This window comes from Pantoea eucalypti (genome assembly GCF_009646115.1).
Classification (GTDB): Bacteria; Pseudomonadota; Gammaproteobacteria; order Enterobacterales; family Enterobacteriaceae; genus Pantoea; species Pantoea eucalypti.
In genome coordinates, this window is record NZ_CP045720.1 from 2308274 (window position 1) to 2327340 (window position 19067).

Sequence of the window (19067 nt, forward strand, 5' to 3'; positions counted from 1 at the left end):
GCCGCATTACTCTGGAGTTTCAGCATGGACCTTCCTCTTACGCTTAATATCGTGGCCTTTGTGGCGCTGCTGGTATTGCTCTCCCGCTTCAGCCGTCATAACTGGAGCCTGTCGAAAAAAGTGCTGACCGGTCTGGTGATCGGCGTACTGTTCGGCCTGGTGTTGCAGTTGATCTACGGCGAAAACAGCGCAGTGGTTAAAGAGTCGATTAGCTGGTTTAACATCGTCGGTAATGGCTATGTCCAGTTGCTGCAGATGGTCGTCATGCCGCTGGTATTCGTTTCCATTCTGAGTGCGGTCGCCCGTCTGCATAATGCCTCTTCGCTGGGAAAAATCAGCGTACTGACCATCGGCGTTCTGCTGTTTACCACCGCCATCTCAGCACTGGTCGGCGTCTTCGTCACCGGCCTGTTTGGTCTGAGCGCAGAAGGTCTGGTACAGGGCGTGCAGGAGACCGCGCGTCTCAGTGCGATCCAGAGCAACTATGTCGGCAAAGTGGCTGACCTGACCGTGCCGCAGCTGGTGCTCTCCTTTATCCCGAAAAACCCGTTTGCCGATCTGACAGGCGCCAGTCCGACCTCAATCATCAGCGTCGTGATCTTTGCCGCGTTCCTGGGTGTGGCTGCACTGCAGTTGCTTAAAGATGATGAAGTGAAAGGTCAGCGCGTGCTGGTGGCGATCGACACGCTGCAGTCGTGGGTGATGAAGCTGGTGCGTTTAGTGATGAAGCTGACGCCGTATGGTGTGCTGGCGCTGATGACTAAAGTGGTTGCCGGTTCAAACCTGCAGGACATCATCAAACTGGGCAGCTTTGTGGTCGCCTCATACCTCGGTCTGGCCATCATGTTTGGTGTCCACGCCCTGCTGCTGTCGGTGAATGGTATCAACCCAATGCGCTTCTTCCGTAAAGTGTGGCCGGTTATCACCTTCGCCTTCACCAGCCGTTCCAGCGCAGCCAGCATTCCGTTGAGCGTTGAAACCCAGACCCGTCGTCTTGGCGTGCCGGAGTCGATTGCCAGCTTCGCGGCATCCTTTGGCGCCACAATCGGCCAGAATGGCTGTGCCGGTCTTTATCCGACCATGCTGGCCGTGATGGTTGCGCCAACCGTCGGGATTAACCCGTTTGATCCACTGTGGATTGCCACGCTGGTTGGGATAGTCACGCTGAGCTCAGCCGGTGTGGCCGGTGTTGGTGGAGGTGCAACGTTTGCTGCACTGATTGTCCTGCCTGCGATGGGCCTGCCGGTGACCCTGGTGGCGCTGCTGATCTCCATTGAGCCGCTGATTGATATGGGCCGTACAGCACTGAACGTCAACGGTTCGATGACCGCAGGTTCCCTGACCAGCCGCTGGTTAGGCATGACCGATAAGCGCGTACTGGAAAGTGACGACAACGCCGAGCTGGCGCACCGTTAATCTGCCTTAAACCTGGCGCGCCCGCGCCAGGTTTTTTCCGTCTCTCTTCTCCATAATCTCCCCCATTGATGGCGACGCCGTTAAGAAAGCGTTAAGCATGGTAAACAGGCGAAAAATCCGCGCTTTAGTGCTTGTCTTTGCCCGGTAAAAGGCGAATTCTGCATCCAGTATTATGAGGAGAACACCTGATGAAAAAGATAATCGCCTCGCTTCTGACGCTGACGCTTCTGACACCCGCTCTGGCTTTCGCCCATCCTGGCGACTGGGGCCCGGGATGGGGTCGACATGGCGGACCCGATCCACACTGGATCGGTCCCGGACATCACTGGGGCGGACCTGGACCGATTCGCTTTCTGCCTGAAGCCGCAACGGCGGTGCTGATCGGCGGACTGACCTACTACCTGCTCAATGGCAGTTACTATCAGCGCCACGGCGATGAATATGTGGTGGTAGAGCCGCCAGCAGAGTCGCGGGTCAGCAGTGAGATGCGGGTACTCGACTTTAACGGCAAACGCTTCTATGTGCAGGCAGGTCATTTCTACCAGCGGCAGATAGACGGTGATTATGTTGAGGTGCCGCGCCCGGCAGGATTGTAGTCAGCGCCACAACGAAAAACGGCCCGTCAAATTACGGGCCGTTTACTATTCAGAGAGACGAAAACTTACTGCTGAACCTGCGGATCGGTATCATATTCCGCACAGCTCTGGAAGCCGTAGTTCATCACACGGCCCGTGTCGTTGTAGCTCACGAAATAAGTCTGCGCTTTACCGTCGCGCTGACCCAGAACATAAGTCTGGCAGGTGCCGCGCGCGTGGACCATGGTGATTTCAGTAGAAGGTGCACCCGCGATCTGACGAACCTGATCACGTGTCATACCCTTTTTAACATCCTTTACCACTGGCTTAGTCACGTAGCTTTCCGCACGATCGTAAGTCGTACAACCAGACAGTGCAGCCAGTGTCAGCGCCGCAGCGATACATCCCATCACTTTATTCATCTTGTTGTTCCTCATTTATTGTCCATGTGGAAACAAGCCTGGAACATAAATGCTGATTTATCAAGTTTATGAGGAACAATTAGTGGTGCATCAAATGTCAGGATTTCGTAAAGAAGGCTGTTTTGTTGTCAATGCGGCCGTATACTTTCCGCCAAAACAGGTTTTGGATAGCCCCGCCGATTCAGACACCCTCTGCCTCATGGGTATCCGCGCAGAGCGGTGAGATTATCGCCCTTCGGACGCTGTTCGCTTGTCATGCCCGCTTCTGTTCACCCATCGCTGACTATCCCGAGGAACAATGACCCCTGCTCACTCTGACCGCCTGGTTTATGCGATTACACTGGGCCTGCTGGCCGCACTGGGCCCGCTCTGTATCGACCTTTATCTGCCAGCCCTGCCACAAATGGCGCAGGATCTGCACACCGAAACTGCGACCGCGCAGTTGAGTCTGACCGCCGGTCTGTTGGGCCTGGGCTTTGGGCAGCTGCTGTTTGGCCCGATGAGTGACAAATTCGGTCGCCTGCGTCCGCTAACCCTGTCACTGATACTGCTGTTTATCGCCTCAATCGGCTGTGCGCTGGCGCAGGACATCCACCAACTGCTGGTGGCGCGGCTGTTTGAAGGATTAGCGGGGGCGGGCGGCGCGGTATTGTCGCGGGCGATTGCACGCGATATGTACAGTGGTCATGAGCTGACGCGCTTCTTCGCGCTGCTGATGCTGGTTAACGGTCTGGCTCCAGTCGGCGCGCCGGTACTGGGTGGTGTGCTGATGACGATAGTCGACTGGCGCGGCATCTTCATGGTACTGGGCGGCATTGCCATTCTGCTGATCCTGCTGGCGCGCTGGAAGCTGCATGAAACCCTGCCTGAAGCCCGCCGCAACCAAGGCTCGATTTTCTCCGCCTACGCGGCACTCGGTCAGGTGGTCACCCATCGACCCTTTATGGGCTTCTGTCTGACCCAGGGCTTTATGATGTCCGGCATGTTCGCCTATATCGGTGCCTCGCCGTTTGTGCTGCAACAACTCTATGGCCTGTCGCCCCAGGCCTTTAGCTTCTGCTTTGCGGCCAACGGGTTTGGCCTGATCATTGCTTCGCAGACCAGCGCTCGCCTCTGTCCGTTGTGGGGCGAATATCGGGTGCTGAAAGGCGGTCTGACACTGGCTTTTGTCGCCTCTAGCCTGCTGCTGCTGGCCGCGCTACTACACGCACCGTTAGCGCTGCTGCTGCTGGCGCTGTTCTTTACCATCGCCAGCAACGGCGTGATCGCTACCACTGCCTCGTCACTGGCGATGCAGAGTCAGGGCCACCGTGCTGGCAGCGCCTCTGCAGTCATTGGCGTCACCATGTTCACGCTGGGTGCGATTACCGTGCCGCTCACCGGCATTGGCGGCACGTCGGTACTGAGCATGTGCGCCACCATTTTTGGCTGCTTTATGATGGCGATTCTGATGTTTAACGTGCTGGCGAAAAAACCGCTGTCGTAATTAAAAACTCACTGATTTCGCAACGTTTAGCCGCAATCAGTTGCCGCTTAAGCTTGTTGTTTTCGCTTCGGCACGTTAGCTTTACTAAAACGTTCGCATCGAGCCGACTGGCCACTGACCTGAGGAGAAGTTCATGTCACTGCAGCAGGAAATTATTGAAGCACTGGGTGTCAAGCCCGTTATCGACGCCGACCAGGAAGTGCGTGTCAGCGTCGATTTTCTTAAAGCCTATCTGAAACGTCACAGCGGACTGAAAACGCTGGTGCTGGGGATTAGCGGCGGTCAGGATTCAACCCTTGCGGGCAAGCTGGCGCAAACGGCGATCAGCGAGCTGCGTCAGGAGAGCGGCGATAACGACTACACCTTTATTGCGGTGCGTCTGCCGTATGGCGTGCAGGCGGATGAGCAGGATTGTCAGGACGCGCTGGCCTTTATTCAGCCCGACCGTTCGCTGGCGGTGAACATCAAAGAGTCCGTGCTGGCCAGTGAGCGCGCGTTGAAAGATGCCGGTATCACGTTGTCTGATTTCGTGCGCGGCAATGAAAAAGCGCGCGAGCGAATGAAGGCGCAATACAGCATCGCCGGCATGACCAAAGGGGTGGTGGTCGGCACCGACCATGCCGCTGAAGCGGTCACCGGGTTCTTCACCAAATATGGCGATGGCGGTACTGACATCAATCCCCTTTTCCGCCTGAATAAGCGTCAGGGCAAACAGCTGCTGAAGCATCTTGGCTGCCCGGAACATCTTTATCTGAAGAAACCGACTGCCGATCTGGAAGATGATCGTCCAGGCCTGCAGGATGAAGTGGCGCTGGGTGTCACCTACGAGATGATTGATGACTATCTGGAAGGCAAAAGCATCGATCCTGACAACGCCCGTATTATCGAAGGCTGGTATCTGAAAACTGAGCACAAACGTCGTCCGCCGATCACTGTGTTCGACGACTTCTGGAAGTAATCCTGCGCCTCCTTTGCTCCGGCAAAGGAGGCTTCACTCATTTAATTTGTTGAACGCTGCATGCCTCCCACCGTCTCGCGCGCTACCCTCATCGGGCTTATCGCCATTTTGCTCTGGAGCACCACCGTGGGTCTGCTGCGCAGCGTCAGTGAAGCCTTCGGTGCCACTGGCGGCGCGGCGCTGATCTACACCACCACGGCGATCCTGCTTTGCCTGACCCGCGGTTTGCCCAGACCTGGCGCACTGCCCGCGCTCTACCTGTGGCTGGGCGGTGCCCTCTTTGTCGGTTACGAGATCTGCCTGGCGCTGGCTATCGGGCTGGCCAGCGATCGCACCCAGTCGCTGGAGCTGGGAATGATCAATTATCTCTGGCCCTGCCTGACCATCGTGCTGGCGATTCCGTTTAATCAGCAGCGCTTCCGTGTCTGGCTCTGGCCAGGGCTGCTGCTGTCGCTGCTGGGGATCGTCTGGGTGATGAAAGGCAGTGGCAGCAGTTCGCCCGCGCTACTGTGGCAGAATATACTGCGCAACCCTGTCGCCTATGCACTCGCCTTTATCGCCGCCCTGACATGGGCGGTCTACAACAACCTTACCCGCCGTTTTGCCCGCGGCTCGAACGGCGTCACGCTGTTTTTTATACTGACCGCACTGGCGCTGTGGCTGAAATATGCCTTCAGCGATCGTCCTGTGCCGTTAACGTTCGATCTGATACCGATAATGGAGGTGCTGTTTGTCGGCCTCTCCACTGCTATCGCCTATTCCGCCTGGAATCATGGGATTCAGCAGGGCAATCTGACGCTGCTGGCCACCGCGTCCTACTTCACGCCAGTGCTGTCGGCTCTTCTGGGATCGCTGTGGCTGGGTCTGACGCCGCCGCTGGCTTTCTGGCAGGGCGTTGCGATGATTACACTGGGCTCGCTGATTTGCTGGCTGGCGACACGGCGTCTTTAACAGACAGCTGGCGATCATTTCACCTGCCTGTTATGCTGTATGGACAACCAGTAAATGGAGTCCATTTTGGTCAGACGTGCTGCCATTCTTCGCCCCGAACCCGACGCGAATACAATTTATCAATATCCCGAACACCTGCGTGAATGGCTGGAAGGCCTGCCGAATCATCCTGGCGTCTACACCTTTCATGGCGAAAGTGAGTCACTGCCGCTTTATATCGGTAAAAGTGTCAATCTGCGTTCGCGAGTGATGTCCCATTTCCGCACGCCGGACGAGGCGAAAATGCTGCGCCAGTCACGGCGCGTAAGCTGGATCCCCACAGCAGGCGATCTCGGTGCGCTGCTGCTGGAAGCGCAGATGATCAAAACCCAGCAGCCGCTGTTCAATAAGCGACTGCGCAAAAATCGCCAGCTCTGTTCGCTGCAGATTACCGACGGCAAACCGAATGTGGTTTACGCAAAAGATCTCGATTTCAGTCAGTCACCCAACCTGTTTGGACTTTATCGCAGCCGCTTTGCGGCGCTGGAACGGCTCAAGCAACTGGCGGATGAGTATCAGCTCTGTCATGGGCTGCTGGGTCTGGAAGCGCTGAGTGCGGGACGCGGCTGCTTCCGCTCGGCTCTGCGTCGTTGCGCCGGAGCCTGTTGCGGTAAAGAGCCGGTCAGCGACCATCAGGATCGGCTGCTGGAGGCACTGGAAAATGTGCGGGTCTTCTGCTGGCCGTGGCAGGGTGCCGTAGGTCTGGTGGAGGAAGGCAAAGAGATGACACAAATCCATGTTATCGATCACTGGTTCTATCTCGGTTCGGTGAGCAGCATGGATGAGGCCAGAAAACTGCAGCGGCCCGAAGGCGGTTTTGATCACGACGGCTATAAAATCCTCTGCCGCCCGATTCTGTCGGGTGTCTACCCTATTCTTCCGCTATAAAAAAACCGCCGACGCTGCCCACTCACGTTCAGTGGACAGCGTCGGCGGTCTCAGACCGTTCGCTTAACGAATATTATTCAGCCGGTTCTGCTGGGGGCGCCATTTTGCCGTCGTGCGGGGCTTTCTCAGTCAGACGCTTTTCAAAGTTCGCGTTGTACTGTTTCTTCTGCTCCGGCGTCAGCACGTTATAGAGCTTGTTCTGGGTTTCCAGCATCTTCAGCGCATGCTCTTTCGCGTTGGCGGACATCTTCTCTGCCTGCGCTTCGGCTTTGCTCTGGTCAAAGCTGTCAGACGCAATAATGCTGTGAGCCGCGCGACGCTCGTCCAGTGACGGACGTTTCATCTCTTTGTGGCTCTCTTTCATGATGTCGCGCATCTGGGTTTTCTGCGCGTCGGTCAGGTTCAGACCTTTAAACATCATCTCCATGCCGTGGCGCATTGGCGGTTTGTGCATCGCCTTTTCGCTGCCCGCTGGCGGTGGAGTCAGGTTATCTGCTGCTGCATGGACGGCGCTGGCTGCACCAAACGCCAGCGAAGAAGCCAGTAAAAGGGAAGTCAGTTTGCGCATAATAGTGTCCTTATAATTCATGATAATGACGACAGCACTCTGTCGCGTCTTCGGAAACAAGCATACGACGCTGAACGTCAACTACTCAGAGCCTGAGTAAAGCCGTGAAAGCATAAAAGATAAAAAACGGGCAATCATGAAGAGAATAAGAAGAAAGGCGTGAGGAATTGAAAAAGTTTATGAATTTAAAGCGAATTTGGCAGAAATCATGGAGGAGTGTAATGGTTACGACTGGAAAGCGGAAGGCGATCTCCCGCTTTCCTGTCGATTTTTTTAGCGCCGATGAACTGCAACAGTAAGAACGGTTATCACACCGGCAGCGCCTGAGTCTGTTCACCCTCTTCAATCAGCATCAGTCCGGCACGCAGCCCGGCGGCCACGTTGGGATTGGGGAACAGCACATATTCCCGCGCCTGCTGCACGTAATAGCGCGTATTACCATCTTCCGCCAGCAACGTCCCTTGAGGAAACGCGGTAAAGTTCAGCGTTTCCGGCGACATATGCAGCGTAAAGTGCTCACTCAGTCGGGTGATCTGCTGCGCAACCCGATAGTGACGCGGTTTCACCGTCGCGGCAGGCATCGCTTCGCCATAGAGCAGAGAAGCCAGCGCCTGCTGCGCCGCGCTGAACTGGCTGAGATCGTTCTCGCCGAACGGCAGCGCCTTGCCCAGTTCAAGCGTGCAGCTGGCCGCACCGAAGTGCTCGCAGCTGAAATGGGTAAAGGTACCGCCCGGCGAGCGATGAAACACCAGCGCTTCCAGCCCGGCAGCGGCCAGCCAGTCTAAAAACGCAGGCGGCCAGGGACGCTCGTTATGCGGCATCACCCCGAACTGAGGGTGATAAGAGCCGCGAATGGCGGTGTGCATGTCGAGGTGCCAGCGCGTCTCATCGCACTCACCCAACTGCCAGAAGGTTTCCAGCGCCTGCTCCAGCCGCAACACGCGGCGGGCTTCATCACCGTCATCAATCTGCTGCCAGCGTCCGCCAAATAGCCGGTTGATGTCATAACGCACATAGCGCTTACCGGCGCGCAGCGCTGAGGGATTACCCAGAATGACCAGCATGCGCTGCTGTAACGGCTTTTCGCCTCGCAACAGCGGGTTAACCAGCTGGTTTACGATTTCTACCGGGGCCGTTTCATTGCCGTGGATCCCGGCAGAGAGCACCAGCGCCTGTTTAACCGGCACCGTCGGCTCCATCAACAGTATGCCGTGATACAACCACTGCCAGCGAAGATGCGCCGTTTCACCACTACGCTTACGCGGCACCTCGCCGGAAAGCGTTTGCTGTAAAAAGTCCTGCATCATTCCTCCTTTGCGCCCTGAGCAGACGGCAGACTGTGCTGCCTCCTGCTTCACAGCTGAAATGCGTAAACATTTCCTAAGTCTAGCAGCTTCGTCAGTTCATCCAGCGCGTCACGTCCCTCACGCAGCAACTGTGGGTCGACCAGATCGGCCTGGGTCAGGCGATCACGGTAATGACGGTCAACCCAGCTATTCAGTGTGCTGAAGAGGTTATCGTTCATCAGCACCGCCGGATTTACTGCCTGCTGCTCCTCTGGCGTCAGCACGACCCGCAAACGCAGGCAGGCTGGCCCCCCTCCGTTATACATGCTTTCGCGTAGATCAAACACCTTCAGTGATTTCAGTGGTGTATCCGCCTCGACCTGTTCACACAGGTAGCGCCACACACCCGGATGCTGGCGTGACTCTTCCGGCAATACCAGCATCATCGTGCCGTCGGGACGGCTCAGCAGCTGGCTGTTAAACAGATAAGTCTCTACCGCATCTTTCACCGAGACACGGTCTGCCGGCACTTCCAGAGCGACAAAGCCGGGGATGCGCGCCCGAAGCTGCGCGAGCAGTTCAGGCTGATCAACAAAGGCGTGCTGATGACAGAACAGCATCTGCTGGTTACTGACCGCAATCACATCATTATGAAATACGCCCTGATCGATCACCGCAGGATTCTGTTGGGCGAACAGTACGCTTTCGGGTGAGAGCTGATGAAGGCGGGCAATCGCCTCGCTGGCCTCACGGGTTTGCCGCGCCGGATAGCGCTGCGGCGCTTTGCCTTCGTGGCTGCTGTCGCGGCCATACACAAACAGCTGCACGCCGCGCTCGCCATAGGCACCGCCGAGACGGTTGTGGTTAGCCGCCCCTTCATCACCAAACATCGCCACCTGCGGCAGCGCATCGTGCACGGCAAAATGGCGATCGTCGCGGAAGATGGAACGCAGCAGCCAGGCGGTTTCTGGCGCTTCTATCGCCCGATGAAACTTGTTGTTCAGGTTCGCCACCGTCAGGTGAACCCGGCCATCCAGACTGTCTGCGGACGGCGAAACCGTAGCGGCATTAGCGACCCACATCGCCGACGCGGAGCTGGCGGCGGAGAGTAATCCCGGCGCGGTTTTCCCGGCTGACGCCAGCACCTGCTCATCACTGCCGCTAAAGCCGAGCTGACGCAGCACCGCAATGTTGGGTCGCTCGTGCGGCGGGATCACGCCCTGCACGTAGCCCATATCAGCCAGCGCTTTCATCTTCAGCAACCCCTGCTTTGCCGCCAGACGGGGATTCGACGGCTGCAGCTGGTTGCGGGTCGAGGCTTCGTTCCCAAAAGAGAGCCCGGCATAGTGGTGCGTTAATCCTACCAGCCCATCAAAGTTGGCTTCGGTTGCCTTCATGAGCGCTTCTCCGGCGCGGAGAAATCGAGTCCCGGCGACAATGTGGCGGGCAGCGTCAGGTCCGGCGTCTCCAGTGAGGCCATTGGCCAGGCACAGTAATCAGCCGCATACCAGGCACTGGCGCGATGGTTGCCCGAAGCGCCGATGCCACCAAATGGCGCGGTGCTGGCTGCGCCGGTCAGCGGTTTGTTCCAGTTGACGATACCGGCACGGGCTTCCAGCAGCAGCTGATCGAACTGCTGACGTGAAGGCGATATCAATCCGCACGACAGGCCGTAACGGGTCTGGTTCGCCAGTGCTATCGCCTCGTCAAAGGTGTCATAGCGGATTACGCCGAGCAGCGGGCCAAAGACCTCTTCATCCGGAATGCCCTGCACACCGGTTAAATCGATAATGCCCGGTGTAAGAATGGCACTGTGACGATCCGGCCAGCGCATCGCCAGCAGCACCTCGCCACCCGCATCAACCCGCCGTTGCCACTCACCTATAATCTTCTCTGCCGCGCCGGTAGAGATCACGCTTCCCATAAAGGGTTGCGGTTCAGCATTCCAGGCAGCCGGCTGCAGTCGCCCCGCCACCTCTGTCAGCCGCTGCAGAAAGGCATCGCCCGCATCACCACGTTTAACCAGCAGACGCCGGGCGCAGGTGCAGCGCTGACCCGCAGTAATAAAGGCTGACTGCACGGTAATATTGACGGCGGCATCCAGGTCAGCCGGATCTTCCACTATCAGGGCGTTGTTCCCGCCCATTTCCAGCGCCAGCATCTTCTCAGGCTGACCGGCAAACTGGCGATGCAGCTGATAGCCGGTATGGGCGCTGCCGGTAAACAGCAGGCCATCGATCTGGCTGCAGGTTGCCAGCGCCTGACCGGTCTCCCGACCACCCTGTAACAGCGCCAGTACACCTGCAGGCAAACCCGCAGCCAGCCAGATCTCAACCGTTTTTTCGGCGGTCAGCGGCGTCAGTTCACTGGGTTTAAAGACCACGCAGTTGCCCGCCAGCAGCGCCGGAACAATATGACCGTTTGGCAGATGGCCGGGGAAGTTGTAAGGGCCAAATACCGCCAGCACGCCGTGCGGACGATGGCGCAGCGAGCTTTCGCCCTCATGCTGCTCACCGGTGCGGCTATGGTACGCCTTCACCGAAAAGCCGATTTTGTTGATCATCGCACCGACTTCGGTCAGTGCTTCCCAGCGTGGCTTGCCGGTTTCACGGGCAATGGTTTCTGCCAGGTCTGTTTTGTGAACCTCAAGCCCGGCCGCAAATTTCTCAATAATCGCCTGCCGTTCCGCCAGCGGGCGTCTGGCCCAGCCCGGAAAGGCAGCGCGCGCCGCGTCACAGGCTGCCGTGACCTGTGCGACTGATGCCGCCTTGCCCTGCCATAACGTCTCGCCGCTGACCGGATCCGCTTTCGTCAGGACCTCCGCGTCACCGTCTACCCATTCTCCCTTTATCAGGTGCGTCATGCTGTTTTCTCCTCTTTGCAGAGCGTCACTACGCGCAGGCTGTCGCCCGGCTGACAGTGGAGCGCCCGCATCTGTTCATCCGTCAGTTGCACGCTGTCGCTGTCGGCATGGGCCGGGATCAGCACCACACGGAACTGGCGGTAATTGTTATTAGCAACCAGACAGAGTGGCGCATCCGCTGGATTTTCACCCCGTTCAGCGCTGCGCAGACGACTTTTACGCACGGCGCGGATGTGGTCGATATCGCACTCCAGCGTCGGGCCGCCATCAAAAATGTCGACATAGTTAAGGTAGCGGAAGCCCTCCGCCTCCAGCACGGCACGGGCAGGTGCCGTTTGTGGATGCACCTGTCCGATGACCGCCTGCGCCTCTGGCGTCAGGTAATCAATATAGAGCGGATGCTTCGGCATCAGCTCAGCAATAAAGGATTTCTGGCCGGTGCCGCTGAGGAAATCGGCTTTGCTGAATTCCATTGAGAAGAAGCGGCTGCCCACGCTCTCCCAGAATGGCGAATGCCCCTGCTCATCGCTGACGCCACGCATCTCAGCTACAACCCGATTCGTGAAGTGCTCACGGAAATTAGCCATAAAGAGGAAGCGGGATTTCGACAACTGGTAGCCATTTTTGCCGTCACGGTAATCGGGATCGAGAAACAGCGTGCAGAGTTCACTGCTGCCAGTGTGATCGTTACTCAGTGACAGGGTTGGCAGCGCGGCATAGACATTCAGTTCTTTTGAGGCATGCACCTGCGTGCCGACACGAAAGTTATACCAGGGCTCCTGCAGGCCGACAGCCACTTCAATGGCACAGATGCCGACGGCGCGGTTATCTTCGCTGTCCGCCAGCACAAAGACATAGCCCTGTTCAGCGCGGGGCAGCGTACCCTCCCAGGTCTGCAGCGATCGATCAATACGCGCCTGTAACGTGGCACTATCGACGGGCAGCGAGGTCAGACCGCCACCGGTTTTGCCGGCCAGTGCCATCAGCTGACTTAAGTCATCGCGTTCAACGGGACGGATTACCATCATGATGCGGACCCTCGGACCAGACGCTCACACACCTCGGCAAAGCGAGCCATGCCCAGCTTCACTTCCTGCTCGCTGATATTCAGTGCCGGGGCAAAACGCACCACGTTGGCACCGGCAATCAGCACCATCACGCCCATCTCAGCGGCGGCCAGGTTGATCTCTTTGGCTTTACCGGCAAAGTTGTCGCTCAGTACGGCACCAATCAGCAGCCCCAGACCGCGCACTTCTTTAAACAGATGCAGACGCTGGTTGATCTCATCCAGTGCCGCAACAATCCACGCGTGACGTTGTGTGACACCGGTCATCATTTCAGGCTGATTGATCAGCTCCATCACTTTACCGGCCACCGCACCCGCCAGCGGATTGCCGCCATAAGTGGTGCCGTGGGAGCCAACGCCCATCACCATTGCGAGATCTTCGCGGGTCAGCATCGCACCAATCGGGAAGCCGCCGCCCAGCGCTTTAGCGCTGGTGAGTACATCCGGCGTGACACCATAATGCATGTAGGCGTAAAGCGAGCCGGTGCGGCCAACGCCGCTCTGCACCTCATCAAAAATCAGCACGGCCTGATGCTTATCACAAAGTTCACGCAGTCCGCGGAGAAACGCCGGATCGGCAGGCAACACGCCGCCCTCACCCTGAATCGGTTCAACAATCACCGCGCAGGTGTGGTCATTAATCAGTTCAGCCGCAGCGGCCAGATCGTTAAATGGCGCATGCTGAATCTCTGGCGGCAGCGGTGCAAAATCTTTGGAGTAAGCGGGCTGCCCTCCGGCTGACACAGTAAACAGGGTGCGTCCGTGAAACGCATTTTTGAACGCCACGATGCCACTTTTATGCGGGCCGACCCGGTCATGCGCCACTTTACGCGCCAGTTTCAGGGCTGCTTCATTCGCTTCCGCGCCAGAGTTACAGAAGAACACACGGTCAGCAAAAGTGGCGTCAATTAACTGTTTCGCCAGCCGCAGGATCGGTTCGTTGGTGTAGCCATTCCCGGTGTGCCATAACCGTGCGGCCTGGTCCTGCAACGCCTGTTGTAAAGCCGGATGCGCATGTCCTAACGCATTGACGGCAATGCCACCAGCAAAGTCGATATAATCCTTGCCGTTTTGATCCCAGACGGTGGAGCCTTCCGCGCGAACCGGTATAAAGGTCGCAGGTGCATAAACCGGCATCATCCATTGATCGAAATCGTGACGTGAAACGTGCAGTGCCATAACCCATTCTCCTGCGTGACTTTACCGGCTGGGTAAAGCTTATGTTTTAAAATTGTTAAAAGATGTTGTAATGCTGCCCTACTGTAGAGTGCAGTTAACGTGCCAGCCAGAGAATTAATGCATAAAATGGTCTTCACAACGTAATATCAATAGCTTACAACCAATCAATATTCACTTAATTTGCATATATAGTGAATAATTGTCTGATTGCAGCGGCATAGCCGGGTTTTAAACAGCGGAATTATGCATTCACGGGATGAAATATCGCTTTTGTGATCGCTGATAAATTATCTCTCCAGAAAACCCCCGCCGGCGCCCTGTTTTAGCGCGGTTTGCCTCACACTGGTGCAGCGCGGGATCGATGCGTCATCCTTCAAAAAGACGCTGATCGTTTAGATTTAACAAAATATTTTCATTTATCGCGACTGCCGCAGAGATCCGTGCATCTGAACCTGATTAATTAATCCGCAATCAGATTACAATTTGATCAGTGACTGGAAAGATTATTTCTGGCGTGATTATATGGAATAAAAATATTATTCATTAAAATATGTTCAGATATTAATATGCACGCTAATGGTTAGAATAAAAACATTACAATTTTATTCTTCTACACCTGTTAATCATAATTAATGCATTGAACACGTTGATTTAAAAATGAACAAAAGGGATTGATTAATGTCACTCGGTAACTGATCAAATCCATGATTAAAAAGGATTAAATTAAAATTAATCATAATTTGATATAAGAAGAAAATCTTATTATCTTTTCAGTTAATCTCCTTTTCCTATCGCTTTCCTGCCTGCGGAATATCTAAATCACATTTTGTTACTTATATTCCACTTTGTAAATTTATCTTTTTGTGTCATTTTCTTTTCGCCCCGTATCAGGGGAATAATAATTAATGAAGACAGGATAATAATTAAATGATGAAGCGCACTTTACTGGCGGCTGTTATGCCGTTGCTGATCGGTCTCTCCTCCACACAGGCCGCAGAAGTTTATAACAAGGATGGCAATAAGCTGGATCTGGTCGGCAAGATTAACGTATCTCACCTTTTTTCAGATGATAATAATAACAACGGTGATACCTCCTCTTATGCCCGCTTTGGTTTTAAAGGTGAGACAAAGATTACTGATCAACTCACTGGCTATGGTTTCTGGCAGTATCAGTACAGCCTTCACAACTCCGAAGGCAGTGATGCGCAGGCGACCAACCGTACCCGTCTGGGTTATGCAGGCCTGAAGTTTGGCCAGGCGGGATCGCTGGATTATGGCCGCAACTATGGCCTGGTGTATGACGCGTTGAGCTATACGGATATGCTGCCATTCTTCGGCGGCGACTCCGGTTATACCGATGCCTTCCTCTCTGGCCGCTCAACCGGCGTGCTCACCTGGCGTAATAGTGATTTCTTTGGTCTGGTAGACGGATTAAACCTTGCCGCGCAGTATCAGGGCAAAAACGACCGCAGCAATAATATCGATGGCGTACGTCGCTCCAACGGTGATGGTTTCGCCCTGTCCGCGTCTTATGACTTTGATTTCGGTCTGAGCTTCGCTGGCGCGTTTGCCAGTCTCGATCGCACGACCGCGCAAAACAGAGCCGCACGTGGTGAAGGCGAGAAAGCCCAGCACTGGGCGACGTCGGTCAAATATGATGCGAACCAGGTTTATCTGGCCGCCATGTACGGTGAGACCCTGAATGCCACCCCAATTAGCGGCGGCTTCGCCAACAAAGCGCAGAATTTTGAAGCTGTGGCGCAGTACCAGTTCCTGAACGGTTTCCGTCCATCCCTGGGTTACGTCTCATCAAAGGGCAAGGACATTGAGAATATCGGCGATGCCGACATCATTAAATACACCGCAGTGGGTGCGACTTACTACTTCAACAAGAACATGTCGGTTTATGGTGAATACCGCATTAACCTGCTGAAAGATAACAATCCGCTGGGTCTGGCAACCGACGACATTACCGCGCTGGGTCTGATTTACCAGTTCTGATGTCATTATGGGCCTGGCACTTCACGCCAGGCCCGTTTATTGTCTCACGCCACACTTCAGACAACGTCACGCGGCGTTAACCCAGTGCCCTGACTAAGCTGACGGCTACCGTCGCTTCCTGCATCAGTTCTTCCACATTGGCAGACGCCAGCAGCGTGGTTGCCTGTCCGGCAGGCACCGGACGACTGAAAAGATAGCCCTGACCGTAATCACAGCCGCGTTTTCTCAGCCATCTCAGCGTGGCGACATCTTCTATCCCCTCTGCCGTGATCACCACATTCAACCCCTGACAGAGCGCCAGTAGCGTTTCAACGACTTTCCGCTGCTCCGATCCGGTCACGATGCCGGCGATAAATGACTGATCAATTTTGATTTTGGTAATACCCAGCCCCAGCAATACCGACAGGTTGGAATAGCCGGTGCCAAAATCATCCAGTACCACGCCGATACCTGTCTCTTTCAGCTGACGAATCGCCTCGCGGGCATCATCGGAAATGGCCATAACATTTTGTTCGGTGATTTCGAGTTCCAGCATTACCGGTCCGGCATGCTGCATAATGCGAGACAGACAGCTGGTGAGTGACGGTCTCAGCAGCTGTTCCGGAGTGATGTTTAGCGACAGGCAGAGCCCGGCGGGCCATGCACGGGTGGCACTGACCGCATCCTGCAGAAGCGCCACGGTCATACTGTCCATAAGCCCCAGTCGCTCCACCACCGGCAGAAACTCTGCGGGTGAAACCGTCTGGCCTGACGCAGTGATCCAGCGTGCCAGTATCTCAAAACCGGTAATGTTTCCGGTGCGCAAAGAGACCAGCGGCTGGAGAAAGGGAACGATGGCGTGACCGCTGACGGCGGCCACCACCTCCTGCTCCAGCCATTCACGCTGGCGAAAGCGCAGCTCCATGTCCGGGGAGAATCGTGCCAGATGAGAGCACTTATCCTGCTTCGCTTCATATAACGCCAGGTCGGCCGCCCGCATGACATCAGCCTGCCCCGTACAGGCGGAACTTGCAATGCCTGCTGAGAGGCTCAGAAAGGTGTGCGGCCCTGTCCGTATCGATGCTGCCTGTTCGCATAAACTTTCGGCGAAAGTCTGCGCCTGCTCAGCCTGTGAATCTTCGGCAACAATGGCGAATTCATCCCCGCCCACACGAAACACCTTGCTCGTGCTGCCTGCCGAAGCGGTCAGCAGATCAGCCAGTGCGATCAGGGTCGCGTCACCCTGACGATGGCCATTCAGATCATTGATACTCTTGAAGTGATTAACGTTCAGCAGAGTCAGAGTGTAGGCCGCGCCGCATGCTTTAAGCGAAGCAATGTGTGCATTGAAGGATCGGCGGTTCATAACACCGGTCAGCTCATCGGTTCCGGCTAGCCTGAGTGCGTTTTTTTCCGCCCTTCGGGTTTTGCGAATCAGCCCCGCGATAAGCAGCGCAGGAACAACCATCGCCAGCCCGGCAAACGAGGAGGAGGTGAGAATAAACCGCAATCGCTCGCTGATTTCAAAACTTGTATCGTAGCCCAGGCCTAGCAGGCGGCAAATCCGCGCTTCAAGCCCAAACTCCCACAGTGTGGAGAGTAAAATAATGGTCGCAATATTCAGCATTGCGAGCCAGAAAAGTTTCAGGCGCATGCGTTAGTTCCCGGTGATGGCAAGTTTCAGAGTTTTGTTTTAATGATCAGTAAAAAAACCGGGGCGTACTTCTCATACCCTGTCAGTTAAGCCGTCTGCAATAAGCCCGCCTCCGCTATGTCTGGACATAGCATTCGCCCGTTCTCAGCCTTACGGCAGCAAGACAAACGATCGGCGGAGCCCCGAACATGTCGGTTCCGTCATCAATCCTGCTGAGTGTTCTATCGGCAGCGCGGGCAAAATTAACAGGCCAGTCCAGTTATATTTGTGAACACGGACGGCTTTAACCGCTTAAGCAGTATGAACAGCCTGCGGGTATTCTGAGGAAAGCAAGCCCTGGCATCAGACGATAAAAACAGGTTTATCAATCTATTGGCCTCTTATTTCTATCCACGCTATTACAACAGGGTGAACGCATGAGACAGAGGGACGGAAAACCTCTCATTTCTCTGGACACTCGTGCGCAGTGGTCCTTAACGGAAATAATAAAATCGCCAGCAGCTGGACGCCGCGCCCTGACGCGTTAAAAGCACACCCGATTCCCGGAAAGGCTGACACCGAAGGTCGATTACACGGGCAATGTGCTCCTGTCAGCCCGCCAAAGTGCTTAAATTTTGCAGTCGATTTACTCTGTATTACATCAATAAGCGCGAGGTAAGCCGGAAGGTACATCCGGTTATATTGACTTCAATTTAGTTTGACTCAATACTGTGCTTTCTTTCATTCAGACGTGCACTGTAGCCTGCTCCCTCCGTCGCGATAGCGCCTGAACATCTGATGTCTGACACCAGCAAAGAGAGGCTGCAACAAGCCATTTCTCCTGAGACACTTAGCGAGAATTCAAGGCTGGCAAACTGCCCGTCATCGGGCTTTATCTCCCCCGACTCAGAATGAGTAAAAGTATGAATGACGAAATCGCGGGGAACTCTGAAACGCCTCCCGCCAGCGCAGCGCCTGAAACCATTGATCAGTTTCTCTGCTTTGCGCTCTATTCCGCCTCACTTGCCATGACAAAGCTCTATCAATCCCGGCTAAAACCGCTGGGACTCACTTATCCGCAATATCTTGTGCTGCTGGTGTTGTGGGAAAAAGATGGCCTGACCGTCTCTGAGATTGGTGCCCGCGTTCGGCTCGATTCCGGCACGCTTAGCCAGCTTCTGAAGCGGCTGGAAGGTGCGGGCATCCTCTGCCGCCAGCGTGACACCGGTAACGATGAGCGCCGGGTGTTCATCTCTCTGACAGAACAGGGCCACCAGCTTAAAATCGACGCGGCTGGCGTCCCGGCGGATATGGTGTCGGTAATGGATACTGACTGTAGTGAGCTCGGCCTGCTGACAACCCAGGTCGCCATGCTGCGCGAAAAATTGCTCAGGGCTCTGCCATGAAAGGTGCTTTTGATAAACGAATGAACATGTTAAATAATCAGCGTATTTCGTTATGCGCAATTCAGCCAACCAGTTACCGCTGGAGTTTCTTTTGAGTAGCGATAAACCGGGGGATATGGATGATGTCCATGCCGTTGTCGGCCATGCTGTATCAAGCCTGCTGAAGTCAGGCCAGAGTGCGGGTGTACTGGAAATCATCGCATTTCTGCAATCTCAACAGGCGCGATCGTTCAACGGCCAGAGAGAAATTTACGCCAAAGCCGTTCGCGTTGTGACAAAACTGGTTAACTGATCATCAGATCACTCTGCCTGACGGCGTTCCAGACCGCCCTCCTTCCTCTCTTTTAGCAG

18 protein-coding genes are annotated in these 19067 nt (G+C 55.5%); 10 read left to right on the plus strand and 8 right to left on the minus strand.

The window, feature by feature from the left end:
• The first annotated feature begins 24 nt into the window (after positions 1-24).
• Both EE896_RS10735 and EE896_RS10740 read left to right on the plus strand, forming a co-directional pair.
• Positions 25-1416 (plus strand): L-cystine transporter, encoded by a 1392-nt coding sequence (locus EE896_RS10735; protein ID WP_110411488.1) that lies wholly within the window; start codon positions 25-27, stop codon positions 1414-1416.
• A gap of 188 nt (positions 1417-1604) precedes the next feature.
• A complete protein-coding gene (locus EE896_RS10740) occupies positions 1605-2012 on the plus strand; it encodes a DUF6515 family protein (protein ID WP_003848349.1) in 408 nt (135 codons plus the stop codon).
• Between the two features lie 65 nt (positions 2013-2077).
• On the opposite strand, the gene osmE is transcribed toward EE896_RS10740, so the two are convergent.
• Positions 2078-2413 carry an osmotically-inducible lipoprotein OsmE gene (osmE, locus tag EE896_RS10745; protein WP_003848350.1) on the minus strand — a complete coding sequence of 112 codons (336 nt, stop codon included), beginning with the start codon at positions 2411-2413 and terminating at the stop codon, positions 2078-2080.
• Between the two features lie 49 nt (positions 2414-2462).
• On the opposite strand from osmE, the gene EE896_RS10750 reads away from it, so the two are divergent.
• The 5 genes from EE896_RS10750 (at position 2463) to cho (ending at position 6735) form a co-directional block, all read left to right on the plus strand.
• Positions 2463-2636, plus strand: coding sequence for a hypothetical protein (locus EE896_RS10750; RefSeq protein WP_008926177.1), 174 nt, complete (start codon positions 2463-2465; stop codon positions 2634-2636).
• A gap of 75 nt (positions 2637-2711) precedes the next feature.
• The gene (locus tag EE896_RS10755) at positions 2712-3899 is read left to right on the plus strand and encodes a multidrug effflux MFS transporter (protein WP_003848351.1); all 1188 of its coding nucleotides are present in this window, start codon (positions 2712-2714) and stop codon (positions 3897-3899) included.
• Positions 3900-4032: 133 nt separating this feature from the next.
• Entirely contained in the window at positions 4033-4857 is an 825-nt protein-coding gene (nadE, locus tag EE896_RS10760; RefSeq protein ID WP_008926176.1) for an ammonia-dependent NAD(+) synthetase, read from the plus strand.
• 60 nt (positions 4858-4917) lie between these two features.
• Positions 4918-5808 (plus strand): aromatic amino acid DMT transporter YddG, encoded by an 891-nt coding sequence (gene yddG, locus EE896_RS10765; protein ID WP_008926175.1) that lies wholly within the window; start codon positions 4918-4920, stop codon positions 5806-5808.
• Positions 5809-5874: 66 nt separating this feature from the next.
• Positions 5875-6735: an excinuclease Cho gene (gene cho, locus EE896_RS10770; protein ID WP_105099287.1), complete on the plus strand. Its 861-nt coding sequence runs from the start codon at positions 5875-5877 to the stop codon at positions 6733-6735.
• Between the two features lie 73 nt (positions 6736-6808).
• Here cho and spy read toward each other — a convergent pair whose 3' ends face one another.
• The 6 genes from spy to EE896_RS10800 form a co-directional block, all read right to left on the minus strand.
• Positions 6809-7303, minus strand: coding sequence for an ATP-independent periplasmic protein-refolding chaperone Spy (spy, locus tag EE896_RS10775; RefSeq protein ID WP_003848356.1), 495 nt, complete (start codon positions 7301-7303; stop codon positions 6809-6811).
• A 308-nt stretch (positions 7304-7611) separates the two neighbouring features.
• Positions 7612-8607, minus strand: coding sequence for a succinylglutamate desuccinylase (gene astE, locus EE896_RS10780; protein WP_105099238.1), 996 nt, complete (start codon positions 8605-8607; stop codon positions 7612-7614).
• 50 nt (positions 8608-8657) lie between these two features.
• Positions 8658-9986: an N-succinylarginine dihydrolase gene (gene astB / locus EE896_RS10785; RefSeq protein ID WP_105099239.1), complete on the minus strand. Its 1329-nt coding sequence runs from the start codon at positions 9984-9986 to the stop codon at positions 8658-8660.
• On the minus strand, positions 9983-11452 hold the full coding sequence (astD, locus tag EE896_RS10790; protein ID WP_008926172.1) for a succinylglutamate-semialdehyde dehydrogenase: 1470 nt from the start codon (positions 11450-11452) through the stop codon (positions 9983-9985). Before astD ends, astB begins: the two co-directional genes overlap by 4 nt.
• On the minus strand, positions 11449-12480 hold the full coding sequence (astA, locus tag EE896_RS10795) for an arginine N-succinyltransferase (RefSeq protein WP_140915564.1): 1032 nt from the start codon (positions 12478-12480) through the stop codon (positions 11449-11451). Before astA ends, astD begins: the two co-directional genes overlap by 4 nt.
• Positions 12477-13697: an aspartate aminotransferase family protein gene (locus EE896_RS10800; protein WP_105099240.1), complete on the minus strand. Its 1221-nt coding sequence runs from the start codon at positions 13695-13697 to the stop codon at positions 12477-12479. Before EE896_RS10800 ends, astA begins: the two co-directional genes overlap by 4 nt.
• 927 nt (positions 13698-14624) lie before the next feature.
• Between EE896_RS10800 and EE896_RS10805 the strand changes: the two genes are divergently transcribed.
• On the plus strand, positions 14625-15698 hold the full coding sequence (locus tag EE896_RS10805; protein ID WP_078804348.1) for a porin: 1074 nt from the start codon (positions 14625-14627) through the stop codon (positions 15696-15698).
• A gap of 76 nt (positions 15699-15774) precedes the next feature.
• Here the strand turns inward: EE896_RS10805 and EE896_RS10810 are convergent, their stop codons facing one another.
• Complete coding sequence (locus EE896_RS10810; protein ID WP_039660381.1) at positions 15775-17331, minus strand: putative bifunctional diguanylate cyclase/phosphodiesterase; 1557 nt, start codon at positions 17329-17331, stop codon at positions 15775-15777.
• Between the two features lie 890 nt (positions 17332-18221).
• Here EE896_RS10810 and EE896_RS10815 point away from each other — a divergent pair.
• Together EE896_RS10815 and EE896_RS10820 are read left to right on the plus strand one after the other, a co-directional pair.
• A complete protein-coding gene (locus EE896_RS10815) occupies positions 18222-18716 on the plus strand; it encodes a MarR family winged helix-turn-helix transcriptional regulator (RefSeq protein ID WP_033743259.1) in 495 nt (164 codons plus the stop codon).
• Between the two features lie 91 nt (positions 18717-18807).
• Positions 18808-19008 carry a hypothetical protein gene (locus tag EE896_RS10820; protein WP_238343213.1) on the plus strand — a complete coding sequence of 67 codons (201 nt, stop codon included), beginning with the start codon at positions 18808-18810 and terminating at the stop codon, positions 19006-19008.
• Positions 19009-19067 lie beyond the last annotated feature (59 nt).